We start from the raw sequence: 11,922 nt of genomic DNA on the forward strand, positions 1-11,922 counted from the left end.
TGAAAACCTTCTTCTCTCGATCGGGGGAGGGCTACGGGATCGATTTCGACCGCTCGTAGGGGCCGGGAACCAGGGCCGCGTCCGGCAGGCTGCCCTGGACGACGCCGACCGCCTTGAAGACCTCGAACTCCCGCTTTAGCGAGGCGATGTCGGCAGGCTCCAGGCTGACCGTGTAGATGCCGTCCCAGAGGCCCGCATAGGCTGCGGCGTCGGCATCGCTCAGGTTCGCGGCGGCCTTCAGGATCTTGGCCACGCCGGGCTTGTCGGTCTGGCCGTAGGCGTAGGCCTTGCGCATCGCGGCGACGACCTTGGCGGGGGCATCCGGATTCTGCGTCATCCAGGCGTTGCGCATCAGGCCGACGCCGAGGATCGGCGGCGCGTCCTGCCGGGTGAGCTGCTTCCACTCCGCGCGGAAGGTGCCGAGGCGGCGCAGCTTGACGTCCGGCAGGAGCGCCAGGGTCACGGTGCGCAGGGCCGCCGCGTCGATGTCCTTCTGGACGAGGAATTGCGCGAGCCGCGAGTCGTTGCCGGGCACCGCCTGGTAATCCGCGGGCTTGAGGCCGTGATTGGTCTCCAGGATCGCGGCCGCGATGGCGGCGGTGCCGCTGCCGGCCGGCGAGGTGCCGATCTTCTTGCCCTTCAGGTCGGCCATGGTCTTGATCGGCGAGTCCTCAGGGACGACGAAGTCGAGGTCGGCCACCTGGGTCGCCAGGACAATGCTCATCGGCAGGCCGTCGGCGGTGACGCTCAGCGCCGTTCCCGCGCTCGCCGCGATCGCGAAATCGATCGCCCCGGCGGCCATCGCCTTGGTGGGCGCGTTCACGTCCGGGAACTTGACGTACTCGGCCGTCAGCCCCTCCTTCTCCATGAACTTGCCGGCCTCCAGCACGGCGCCGAAGCCGAGGCTGATGCCGGAGCTCCAGTAGCCGATGCGCACCGTCTCGGCGTGCGCGAGGCCGGGCAGGCCGAGGGCGCAGAGCGCGGCGGCGAGGAGGATCCGTTTCAAGGCGTTCTCCGGGTCGTCGGGTGGGCGTGTCCCCGCGGAGCGCCGGCCGTCATGGCTGCGCCGCCTTCTTCCAGGCGAACAGGCGCCGTTCCGCGGGCTTCAGGACGAGCGTTTCGAGCCCGATCATCAGGGCGACGAGGGTGAGGGTCCAGGCGAAGACCTGATCGGTCTGGACGAGGTCCGCCGCCTGCCGCAGGCGGTAGCCGATGCCGCTGCTCGCCCCCAGCGACTCCGCCACCAGCACGACCCGCGCCCCGAAGCCGAGGGCGAGGCGCGCCCCCGAGAAGAAGGCGGGCAGAATCGTCGGCAGGTAGATCTTGGTCAGCACCTTGTGCCGCGGCATGCGGAAGGTGCGGGCGAGTTCGAGATGCTCGGCGCTGACCGTGCGCGTGCCCTGCCAGACATTGGTCAGGATCAGCGGCATCGCGGTCATGAACACCACGAAGATCGTGGTCCAGTTCGAGAGGCCGAACCAGATCAGCGCGAAAATCGCCCAGATCGCCGAGGAGACGGTGTTGGTCACCGTCAGCACCGGCTCGAAGAACCGCCCGAGGCGGGGGCTCGCACCGAGCAGCAGGCCGAGCGGCAGGCCCACGAGCGCCGCGAAGGCGAGGCCCGCGCCGATCCGGCCCAGGGTGATGCCGAGATCGGCGGCGAAGCTCGGCGTGGCGACGAGGCCGAGCCACGCGTGCCAGACCCGTGCGGGGCTCGGCAGAACGAAGCTCGGCGCGTGCAGCGACCCGAGCTGCCATGCTGCCAGCGCCAGGGCGAGCAGGGCGAGCCGCTGGAGGAGCACTCCGGCCCGGGTACCGAGCCGGGAGACGGGTGTTCGGCGGATCAGGCGAGGCGGCGTGCGCACGAGCATCAGGCGGCCGCCGAGAGGCTGATGCGCAGACGCCGGACCTCCTCGGCGACCTCGACCGAGAGCGGATCGCGGGGATAGGGCAGGTCGATCGCGCGCATCGCCGCGATCCGACCCGGCCGCGGGTGCAGGACGATCACGCGGCTCGCCAGCACCACCGCCTCCTCGACATCGTGCGTGACGAAGACCAGCGTCATCGCCCGCAGGCCGGCGATGCGCAGCAGCTCGGCGTGCATCTGCGCGCGGATCTCGGGATCGAGCTTCGAGAAGGGCTCGTCGAGGAGCAGGATCCGGGGCTCGGTGACGAGGCTGCGGGCCAGCGCTACCCGGCTGCGCATGCCCCCCGACAATTCGTGCGGGTAAGCGTCGCGGAAGGCCTCGAGCCCGACGAGGCGCAGGGTGGCATCCACCCGCCGCGCCCGCTCGGCCCCGGGCATGCGCCCGGCCTCCAGCCCGAAGGCGACGTTCTGGGCGGCTGTGCGCCAGGGGAGCAGCCGGTCCTCCTGAAACATGTAGGTCATGGCCCGCCAGTCGCGGAAAGCGTGCGATGGGATGCCGTCGAGGCGGACCGCGCCTTCATCCGGCTCGACCAGCCCGGCGATCATGTTCAGCAGGGTGCTCTTGCCGCAGCCCGAGGCGCCCAGGATCGCGACGATCGCCTGCTGCGGGATGGTGATGTCGATCGTGTCGAGGACGTGGAGGGGGCCGCCATCCCGCCGGTCGAACCACTTGCTGACGTGGTCGAGTTCGACGGCGTTCACGATGCGCCTCCCTCGGCCCGGGGCTGGCCCGGCGGCAGCACCGCGGTGTCGCGCAGGCTCGCAATGACCTTTTCCATCGTCATGGCCCGGAAGGTCTCGACGTGGCGGCGCGCCACCAGCGCGGCACTGTCGGCATCGCCGGCCACGAGATGCTCGATCATCGCGGTGTGGTCGTTCTCGATGTTCGGCCGCACGCCCTGAACGCCGAAGCCGAGGGCGACGAGGCGGGTCATCTCGTCGAGGAGGCCCGACAGGGTCCGGTACAGGCGTCCGTTTCCCGCCGCCGCCGCGATCGCGAGATGGAAGCCCCGGTTGGCCTCCAGGAAGAAGTCGATCTGGTTGCCCATCTCCACCGTGATCTGGCGGCGGCAGGCCTGCTCTAGGCGTTCCAGATGCGCCCGGTTCACCCGGCCGGCGGCGCAGCGGGCGGCGAGCGGTTCCAGCTCCATGCGCAGGGCGAAGACCTCGTCGACATCCTTCACGGTCACCGGGCTGACCCGGTAACCGTGCCGGGGCATTGAGCTGACGAAGCCGTCCTGGGCGAGGCGCTGGAGGGCGATCCGGCAGCTCGCCTTGCCGATCGCGAAGCGCTCCATCACCTCGGCCTCGGTGAAGCGCGTGCCCGGCAGCAGGCGGCAGGCGACGATCTCGCGCCGCATCAGGTCGTAGGCTTGGTTGCCCTTGCGCGTGGCGTCGGGGACGGCGAGCACGCCGGCCGCCGGGCGTGCCGGCCGGGATCCATCAGCGCTCATCATCAAGACCACCCCGCCGACATCGCATTGAGGCTCCCACAACACCCTGTGAGCTGCCCACAGCACGCAGGTCATGTGCCAACTGCCCTCAGTCAGATCTCCTGACGGAAGCGCGACCGACTCAACGACCGGCGATTGACCCGCATTCCCGCACGCGGAGAAAGGCTTTGACCCGTCGTGCGATCAGCTCAGCTCGTTCTGTGAGCATTTCATGCCGTATCTATGAGCATTGAGAGCTAGATCTGTAAATGAAACGCTCATCCAAAACCGGCGGCCATGCTGGGAGAATGCCGACGTATGGGGGCCTGTTGAGAGACGATCTGTCTGTTCCTTGGACGTGCCGCTGGCGAACTCGGCCCCTGCGCCGCGTCAGTCCGGCTCCCGGTTAAGCCGAACGACAAGCTGATCGGCAAACTTCGCCGCCGCGACGGAGAGGGACCGCCCGCGCAACTGCGCGAGGACAAGCGTCATCGGCGTCAGGTCCCGGAGATCGATCGGACGGCTGTGCAGGCGCGGATCCTGGGGGATGCCGCTCGGGATCTGCAGGCTGATGAGATCCTCCCGCAGGACGAGGTTGCGCAGGAATTCCAGCGAGCCCGACTCGACGACCGGCCGGAGCTCGACCCCGCGCCGGGCCAGCGCGTGCGCGATGTGATGGCGGATGGCGAGCGAGTGGTCGGGCAGGGCCAGGGCATGGCCGAGGCAGTCACGCAGCCGGACCGGCCCGGTCTCCGACGCCAGCGGATGTCCTTTGCGCATCAGTGCGCAGAGGGTCTGGTGTCCGGAGAAGAGCGGATGCAGCTCCGCCGACGGCGGTGGTTGCAGGATGAGGGCGAGATCGGCCTCGAATGCCGCCAGGGCCGTCACGGCCTGCGCGTGGTCGCGGACCTGGACCATGAAGCCAACCTGCGGAAACCGGGCCCGGTAGGCCTCGACCTCCTCCGGCACCACCTGCGTGACGAAGGCTTGGCTGCAGGCGAGCGATACGTGACCGCGGCGCACGCCCGACAGATCGGCGATCTGCGACCGGACCCGGTCGAGGTCCGCCACTTGGTCGCGGATGTGCCGCGCGAAGAGTTCGCCGGCCGCATTGAGCCGCATGCCCTGCGGCAGACGCTCGAAGATCGGCGTGCCGAGTTCGTATTCGAGATCCTGGATCTGCCGCGTCAGGGCTGAGGGCGTCAGGTTCAGCCGCTCCGCGGCGCGCCGGATCGAGCCGGCGCGCGCGACCTCGGCGACGTAGGTAACGGTGCGCAAGTGCTTCACACCGTCATCGTGCGCCCCCGTTGCCGAAAACGCAACGATACGCTCAGAAAATAGCACTTCCTTGCAACAGGGGGCGCACCTAGCGTCCGAGACCTTGGGACCCTGCAGGAGCCATTCGATGATCCGCCGCCGCACCCTCCTGGCCGGTCTCGGGGCCGGCTTCGCCCTCGGGCCCCTGGCGCCGGCACGTGCCGCGGGCGGGCCCGTTACGATCCGGATGGGCTCGCTCAAGCTGATCCACTCGATCGCACCGAGCTTCTACGAGCGCTTCACCCCCGAGGGCGTGACCGTGGAGGTGGTGCCGTTCGAGAGCCCGACCGAGTGCAAGAACGCCGTGGTCACCAAGTCGGTGGATTTCGGCACCTTCGGCATCGCCGCCGCGACGCTGGGGGCCGCCGCGGGCGAACCGCTCGTGGTCATCGCCTCCACCTGCAACCGCGGCATGGCGGTGATCGCCAAGAAGGATTCCGACATCCACGCCATCAAGGACCTGCGCGGCAAGCGGGTCGCCATCTGGCCCGGCAGCACCCAGGAGGTCTTCGTGCTGGAGCGGATGCGCATGGAGGGGCTGTCCGTGAAGGACATCACGCCGGTGCGGGTCTCCTTCTCGGAGATGCACATCGCCCTCGCCCGCGGCGACGTCGACGCTTATGTCGGCGCCGAGCCGGGGCCCGGCGTCAGCCTCGCCTCGGGGGTGGGGCAGCTTGTAGAGTACCCCTACGGCACCGAGATGGGTGCGCTCAACATGGTGTTCGGTGCGCACCGCGACACGCTGGCCGAGCGGCCCGACCTCGTTCGGACCATGCTGGAGATCCACCGCAAGGCGACCGATTTCGCGGCCGGCGACCGCAACGCGATGATCGCCATGGCGGTGGCCAAGCTCGGCCAGAAGCGCGAGGCGCTGGAACTCTCGGCTCCGAACGTGGAGCTGACTTGGCGCCTGGGGCCGAACGAGGTCCGCCAGGCCGGGGCCTACGCGCAGCACATGCTGGCGCTCAAGCAGATCAAGCGCCTGCCGGAGCCGGGCTTCATCGACACCCGCTTCGTCGACGCGCTGGGGCGGGCGTGAGCACGGGCGTCGAGGCCGGCGTGCTGCCGGCGACGGCGCCAGCCTCCGTCCCCCGGCGGGCCGGCCTCGGCCTAGGCCATCTGCGCCGGCTGGCGCTGGCCTGCGTGCTGCCGGCTCTGCTCGTCGCGGTCTGGCAGGTCACCACCGCGGGCCGGCCCTACAGCCTGATCCCTCCGCCCGCAGAGGTCTGGGCCGAGCTGCGGGATCTCGCCATCGGCGGCGTCAACGACGACGCGTTCAGCGGCACGCTCTGGACCCATCTCGCGGCCTCCCTGAGCCGGGTCTATGGCGGCTTCGCGCTCGCAGCCGCGGCCGCGCTGCCGCTCGGCCTGCTGATCGGCCGCGTGCCGCTGATCCGGGCGCTGCTCGATCCCGCCCTGCAGGTCCTGCGGCCCGTCCCGGTCACCGCGTGGCTGCCGCTGGCCATGATCCTGTTCGGCCTGGGACCCCGCTCGGCCTTCTTCCTCGTGTTCCTCGGGGCGTTCTACCCGATCTTGGTCAACACCGTGTTCGGGGTCCGCTCGGTGGAGCCCCGCCTGTTCGAGGCGGCCGCGATGCTGGGCTGCACCGGTCCGGCGCAGTTCGTCCGCGTCGTGCTGCCGGCGGCCCTGCCGTCGATCTTCACCGGCCTGCGGCTCGGCCTCGGCTTCGCCTGGGTTGTGATCGTGGTCGGCGAGATGACCGGCGTCCAGACCGGCCTCGGCGCGATCATCATGGAGGCGCGCCAGCTCTCGCGCACCGAGATCGTGATCTGCGGCATGGCGGTGATCGGGGTCGCGGGCTTCGTCTCCGACTGGCTGGTCATGCAACTCGGGCGCCGGCTGCTCGCCTGGAGCCCGAACCATGGGTGAGACCGATGGCTGATCCCACGATCCCGATCCTCGACATGCGGGCGGTCTCCAAGACCTTCACGGCGGGCGGGCGCCGGACCGAAGCCCTGCGCGAGGCGAACCTCACCGTGTCGCGCGGCGAGTTCGTCTGCCTGCTGGGCGCCTCGGGCTGCGGGAAGTCGACGCTGCTGCGGGTCGCCGCCGGCTTCGAGGCCCCGACCGCCGGCCAGGCGCTGATGTGGGGTAAGCCCATCGCGGGGCCGGGGCCGAGCCGCGGCATGGTCTTCCAGGATTACGGCCTGTTCCCGTGGCTCACCGTGCGGGACAATATCGGCTTCGGCCCGAAGGCGCGGGGGCGGCCCGCCGCCGAGATCCGCGACATCGCCGAGCGCTACATCGCCCTGGTCGGCCTCCAGAGCTTCGCCGACGCCTATCCGCACCAGCTCTCGGGCGGGATGAAGCAGCGGGTCGCCATCGCACGGGTGCTCGCCAACGAGGCCGAGGTGGTGCTGATGGACGAGCCCTTCGGGGCTCTCGACGCCATGACGCGCGAGCGGCTGCAGGACGAGCTGCTCGATCTCTGGTCGCGCACCGGGCTGACGATCCTGTTCGTCACCCACGCCATCGAGGAGGCGATCTTCCTGGCCGACCGCATCGTCATGATGTCGCCCGGACCCGGCCGGATCGAGACGATCCATCCGGTCGCGCTGCCGCGGCGGCGCGACGTGTCGAGCCCCGCCTTCAACGACCTGCGCCGGATGCTGGCGGCCCAGCTCCACAGCCACCACGCCCCGCGGGCGGCCGCCTGATGGATACGGCCCCCGACGATCCCCGCCGGCCCGAGAACCGGCTCACTTACACCGCCGCCATCGACCGGCCGCGGCTCACCTTGCCGGGGGGCAAGCACGTCGCAATCTGGCCCGTGGTCAATGTCGAGCACTGGCTGATCGACCATCCGATGCCGCGCCAGATCCTGGTGCCGCCGACCGCCGCGAGCCTGCTGCCGGACATCCCGAACTGGGCATGGCACGAGTACGGCATGCGCGTCGGCTTCTGGCGCTTTCTCGAAGTCTTCACGCACCGCGGCATCCGCCCGACCCTGTCGATCAACGGCTCGGTCTGCAGGGCCTATCCCCGCATCGCCGAGGCCGCGCATGCGGCCGGCTGGGAGTTCATGGCCCACGGCTTCCACCAGGTGCCCACCCACCGGATCGACGACCAGCCGGCGATGATCGCCCGCACCCTCGCGGCGATCACCGACACCACGGGGTACAAGCCGCGCGGCTGGCTGGGGCCGGGCCTCACCGAGACCCTCGATACGCCCGATCACCTGCACGCGGCCGGCATCGAGTACGTCGGCGACTTCGTGGTCGATGACCGCCCCTGCCGCGTGGCGACGCGCACGGGCAACCTCGTCGCCCTCCCCTACTCGGTCGAGCTGAACGACATCCCGCTGCTCGCCATCCAGCACCACCGGGCCGACGAGTTCGTGGACCGGGCGCTCGCCACCCTCGACCGTCTCGTCGCCGAAGCTGCGGGTCCCGGACCGCTGGGCGGCGCCAAGGTGATGGGCTTCGCGATCCACCCCTACATCACCGGGGTCCCGCACCGGATCGGCCTGCTGGAGCGTCTGCTCGACGCGATCCTGGCACGCAGCGCCGTAGCGGTCATGCAGGGGACCGAGATCCTCGACTGGTACCGCGCCACCGGCGACCAATCCTGAGCTGGGTTGCGAGGAATGACCGTGCCCCCCTTCCCGACGATCCCCGTGCTGCACGCCGCCTATGCCGCCGGCCAGGACCCGCGCACCGTCGTGGCCGAGGCCTACCGCCGCCTCGCCGCAATCGGCGATCCCGGCATCTTCCTCGCCCTGGTACCGGAGGCTGAGGCGCAGGCTGCGGCGGCAGCGCTGCCGTCCTTCGATCCCGCGGCGCTGCCGCTCTGGGGCGTCCCCTTCGCCGTCAAGGACAACATCGACGTCGCCGGCCTGCCGACCACGGCGGCCTGCCCGGACTTCGCCCATACCCCCGCCGAGACGGCGCCCGCGGTGGCCCGATTGCAGGCGGCCGGGGCAATCCTGATCGGCAAGACCAATCTCGATCAGTTCGCCACCGGCCTCGTCGGTCTGCGCACGCCCTACCCGGCCCCGCGCAACGCGATCGACCCGGCCTACGTGCCCGGCGGTTCCAGCAGCGGCTCGGCCGTGGCGGTGGCCCACGGGATCGTGGCCTTCGCCCTCGGGACCGACACGGCAGGCTCCGGCCGGGTGCCGGCGGCGCTCAACAACGTCGTCGGGTTGAAGCCCTCCTTGGGGTCGATCTCCAGCCGTGGGATGCTGCCCGCCTGCCGGACCCTCGATACGCTCTCGGTTTTCGCCGGAACCGTCGCCGACGCCGACGCAGCCTTCCGGGTCATGCTGGGCTTCGACGGTGCCGATCCCTGGTCGCGGGCCTTGCCGGTGCCGCCCGCCCCCGCCGGTCTCCCGCCGGGCCTGCGCCTCGGGCTGCCGGATGCGGCGAGCTTGCGCTTCGGCGGCGACGGCCTCTCGGAGGCGGCCTTCGCGGCGTCGGCCGCCGACCTCGAAACCCTCGCCGGGGCGGCGGCTCTTGTGGATCTCGCGCCCATGTTCGCCGTCGCGGCCCTGCTCTACGACGGGCCCTGGGTTGCCGAGCGCTACGCGGCGATCCGGCCGATCATGGAGACGCGCCCCGAAATCCTGCACCCGACGACGCGGGCGGTGATCGCCGCCGCCGGGCGCTACAGCGCCGCGGACGCCTTCGCGGGCCTCTACAGCCTCGCGGAGCTGCGCCGGCACGCGGACGCCGTCTGGGACCGCGTCGACGTGCTCGCCGTACCGACCTATCCGCGTCCGCAGACCTGCGCGGCGGTGCGCGCCGACGCGATCGGCCCGAACAGCGAACTCGGCACCTACACCAACTTCGTCAACCTGCTCGACTGGTGCGCCCTCGCTGTCCCGGGGCGGCCCCGCGCCGATGGTTTTCCCGCCGGCATCACCCTGCTCGCGCCGCGCGGGTCGGACGGGCTCCTCGCCGCCCTGGGGGCACGCCTGCACGCGGCCGCGGCCGGCCGGATCGGCGCGGGGGTGTCGCCCGTGCCGGCGGCGGAAGCGGGTCCGGTCCGGGCGCGGCCCGGCGAGATCGAGCTGGCGGTCGTCGGGGCGCATCTGTCGGGCCTGCCGCTGAACCGCGAGCTTGCCACGCACGGCGCCCGGTATCTTCGGGCCGTGACGACCGAACCGGAGTACCGCCTCTACGCCCTGCCCGGCGGGCCGCCGCATCGCCCCGGATTGCTGCGGGTGTCCGATGACCGCGGCGGTGCGATCGAAACGGAGGTCTGGGCTCTATCGCCCGCAGCCTTTGGGGCCTTCGTGGCGACCATTCCGGAGCCGCTCGGGATCGGCACCCTGCGGCTGGCCGACGGGACCGCGCCGAAGGGCTTTCTGGTCGAGTCAGCAGGCGTCGCGGGGGCCGCCGACATCACACGGTTCGGCGGCTGGCGCCGCTACGTGGCCAGCCAGGCCGCATGAATGGCCAAAGTCGAGCTTTGGCCATGTGCGCCTCGTCGTCAGCGCAGAAGATTCGGGGGCACCGGCGGGCTCGCATTGAGCAGAGTGACCGTGACCCGTCGGTTCGGCGCAATGTAGGGATTGTCGGGGAAGACCGGCTCGGTGTCGGCGCGTCCCACCACGGACAAGAAGTTGTCGTTGGGAATGCCGGCACCCGCCAGAATCTCGCGCACGGCGAGCGCACGCCCGGCGGTGAGGGTCCAGGGTTCGCCGGCCCGCGTTGAGCCCGGGCGCGCGGCCGCCGTGTAGCCGGCAATGGACAGGCGATTGGGCAGGCGGCGCAGAGTGGGTGCGAGCGCCTCCAGCACCCGACGGGTGCGCTCATAGGGTTCGACAGAGCCCTCCCGGAACATGGAGCGGCCGTCCTGATCCACGAGGGAAACGTCCACACCCTCCTTGGTCGGCTCGATCACGATGTTCTTCGACAGCTCGGCGATGTCGGGCAGGGTCTGAAGCGCCTGCCGGAGGCTGGCTATGGCGCTGTAATTGGCCTGCACGCTCGCGGTCGGGCGGTCGGTATCGCGATCGCTGGCGCGGCCCGGACTGGTCGGGCGCGCCTTGTCCTCCTGCTCGGCCGAGCCCCTCTCTGCGTCGCGGGGCGTGGACGGCTTGTTGCCGGACGTGTCCAGGGCTCTGCCATACAGGATTCCGCCGGCGCCACTGGTTGCGGGACTCAGGGCCGCCGGCGAGAAGTATTCCGCCAAACCGATCTTCTGCTCCTGCGTCGTCATGCTGATCAGCCACATCAGCAGGAAGAACGCCATCATGGCGGTCACGAAGTCCGCATAGGCGATCTTCCAGGCCCCGCCATGGTGTGCGTGCCCGGCCTTCTTGACCTTCTTGATGATGATCGTGGTCATCGAATCCCTGCCGGATATCGTGTCAGTTCAAGGCGGGCAGCGCGGCGGTCGCCGCTTCCACCTCGTTGAAGGTCGGGCGCACGTCGCTCATCAGGGACTTGCGGGCAAACTCGACCGCCATCACCGGCGGCTGGCCGCCGATATGGGCCAGGAGACCCGCCTTGAGCGACAGGTAGTACTTGGATTCGGCCTCGAAGAGGCTCTTGAGCGACTGCGCCATGGGCCCGAAGAAGCCGTAGGCGATGAAGACGCCGAAGAAGGTGCCCACGAGCGCGCCGCCGATCAGATGTCCCAGCACCTCCGGCGGCTCCTTGATCGCCCCCATCGTCTTGATCACGCCGAGCACGGCGGCCACGATGCCGAGCGCCGGCGTCCCGTCGGCGAGCGACTGCATGGCCGAAACGACGCGCTCCTGCTCCTGGTGGTGCGTCTCCAGTTCCTCATCCATGAGAGCGTCGATCTCGTGGACGTTGTTGGCGCCCAGCGTCACCATCCGCATGTAGTCGCAGACGAACTCGACCGCGTGATGGTTCGCCGCGAAGGTCGGGAAGGCGTTGAACAGCGTCGACGCGGCCGGATCTTCAATATGCGGCTCGAGCGCCATCGCGCCTTTCTGCTTCGCAAGCTTGTACAGTGAATATTGCATCCCCAGCAATTCCACATAGGATTGCTGGTTATATTTGGGACCTTTTACGAGCGTCCCCAGCATGGAGGGCACGGCCTTGAGCACCGGTCCGATGTTGCCGATGACGAAGGCACCGATCGCGGCGCCGAGGATGATGACGAACTCGAATGGCTGCCAGAGGACCAACAGGTGGCCACCCATCGCCGCATAGCTGCCGAAGACGCAGGCGAAGACGATCAGTGTGCCGATGATCAGCCGCATGATTTGACATCCTTACGCGGCGGCAGGTCGAGCCCGCGCGAAGT

The 11,922-nt window shown here is 70.0% G+C and carries 12 protein-coding genes; 5 read left to right on the forward strand and 7 right to left on the reverse strand.

Annotated elements, in window-relative coordinates:
* Positions 1-31 precede the first annotated feature (31 nt).
* The 5 genes from BLQ49_RS24305 to BLQ49_RS24325 form a co-directional block, all read right to left on the reverse strand.
* Complete coding sequence (locus tag BLQ49_RS24305) at positions 32-1,006, reverse strand: ABC transporter substrate-binding protein (RefSeq protein ID WP_091720907.1); 975 nt, start codon at positions 1,004-1,006, stop codon at positions 32-34.
* A 49-nt stretch (positions 1,007-1,055) separates the two neighbouring features.
* Positions 1,056-1,871, reverse strand: a complete 816-nt coding sequence (locus tag BLQ49_RS24310; protein WP_091720910.1) for an ABC transporter permease — start codon at positions 1,869-1,871, stop codon at positions 1,056-1,058.
* Positions 1,871-2,629 carry an ABC transporter ATP-binding protein gene (locus tag BLQ49_RS24315; RefSeq protein WP_091720912.1) on the reverse strand — a complete coding sequence of 253 codons (759 nt, stop codon included), beginning with the start codon at positions 2,627-2,629 and terminating at the stop codon, positions 1,871-1,873. The genes BLQ49_RS24310 and BLQ49_RS24315 overlap by 1 nt, the downstream gene beginning before the upstream one ends.
* Positions 2,626-3,384 (reverse strand): GntR family transcriptional regulator, encoded by a 759-nt coding sequence (locus tag BLQ49_RS24320; RefSeq protein ID WP_244507746.1) that lies wholly within the window; start codon positions 3,382-3,384, stop codon positions 2,626-2,628. Before BLQ49_RS24320 ends, BLQ49_RS24315 begins: the two co-directional genes overlap by 4 nt.
* Positions 3,385-3,750: 366 nt before the next feature.
* Positions 3,751-4,647, reverse strand: coding sequence for a LysR family transcriptional regulator (locus tag BLQ49_RS24325; RefSeq protein ID WP_143012314.1), 897 nt, complete (start codon positions 4,645-4,647; stop codon positions 3,751-3,753).
* A gap of 118 nt (positions 4,648-4,765) precedes the next feature.
* Between BLQ49_RS24325 and BLQ49_RS24330 the strand changes: the two genes are divergently transcribed.
* The 5 genes from BLQ49_RS24330 to atzF are packed head-to-tail and all read left to right on the forward strand — an operon-like array spanning position 4,766 to position 10,093.
* Positions 4,766-5,716 carry an ABC transporter substrate-binding protein gene (locus BLQ49_RS24330; protein ID WP_091720915.1) on the forward strand — a complete coding sequence of 317 codons (951 nt, stop codon included), beginning with the start codon at positions 4,766-4,768 and terminating at the stop codon, positions 5,714-5,716.
* Complete coding sequence (locus BLQ49_RS24335; protein ID WP_091720917.1) at positions 5,713-6,567, forward strand: ABC transporter permease; 855 nt, start codon at positions 5,713-5,715, stop codon at positions 6,565-6,567. The genes BLQ49_RS24330 and BLQ49_RS24335 overlap by 4 nt, the downstream gene beginning before the upstream one ends.
* 5 nt (positions 6,568-6,572) lie before the next feature.
* Positions 6,573-7,355 (forward strand): ABC transporter ATP-binding protein, encoded by a 783-nt coding sequence (locus tag BLQ49_RS24340; RefSeq protein WP_091720920.1) that lies wholly within the window; start codon positions 6,573-6,575, stop codon positions 7,353-7,355.
* Positions 7,355-8,269 carry a polysaccharide deacetylase family protein gene (locus tag BLQ49_RS24345; protein ID WP_091720923.1) on the forward strand — a complete coding sequence of 305 codons (915 nt, stop codon included), beginning with the start codon at positions 7,355-7,357 and terminating at the stop codon, positions 8,267-8,269. The genes BLQ49_RS24340 and BLQ49_RS24345 overlap by 1 nt, the downstream gene beginning before the upstream one ends.
* Before the next feature lie 15 nt (positions 8,270-8,284).
* Positions 8,285-10,093 carry an allophanate hydrolase gene (atzF, locus tag BLQ49_RS24350; RefSeq protein ID WP_091720927.1) on the forward strand — a complete coding sequence of 603 codons (1,809 nt, stop codon included), beginning with the start codon at positions 8,285-8,287 and terminating at the stop codon, positions 10,091-10,093.
* 38 nt (positions 10,094-10,131) lie between these two features.
* Here atzF and BLQ49_RS24355 read toward each other — a convergent pair whose 3' ends face one another.
* Both BLQ49_RS24355 and motA read right to left on the reverse strand, forming a co-directional pair.
* Positions 10,132-10,992 (reverse strand): flagellar motor protein MotB, encoded by an 861-nt coding sequence (locus BLQ49_RS24355; RefSeq protein ID WP_091720930.1) that lies wholly within the window; start codon positions 10,990-10,992, stop codon positions 10,132-10,134.
* A 22-nt stretch (positions 10,993-11,014) separates the two neighbouring features.
* A complete protein-coding gene (gene motA / locus BLQ49_RS24360) occupies positions 11,015-11,878 on the reverse strand; it encodes a flagellar motor stator protein MotA (protein ID WP_091720933.1) in 864 nt (287 codons plus the stop codon).
* Positions 11,879-11,922: the final 44 nt, after the last annotated feature.

This window comes from Methylobacterium phyllostachyos, from assembly GCF_900103445.1.
GTDB lineage: Bacteria > Pseudomonadota > Alphaproteobacteria > Rhizobiales > Beijerinckiaceae > Methylobacterium > Methylobacterium phyllostachyos.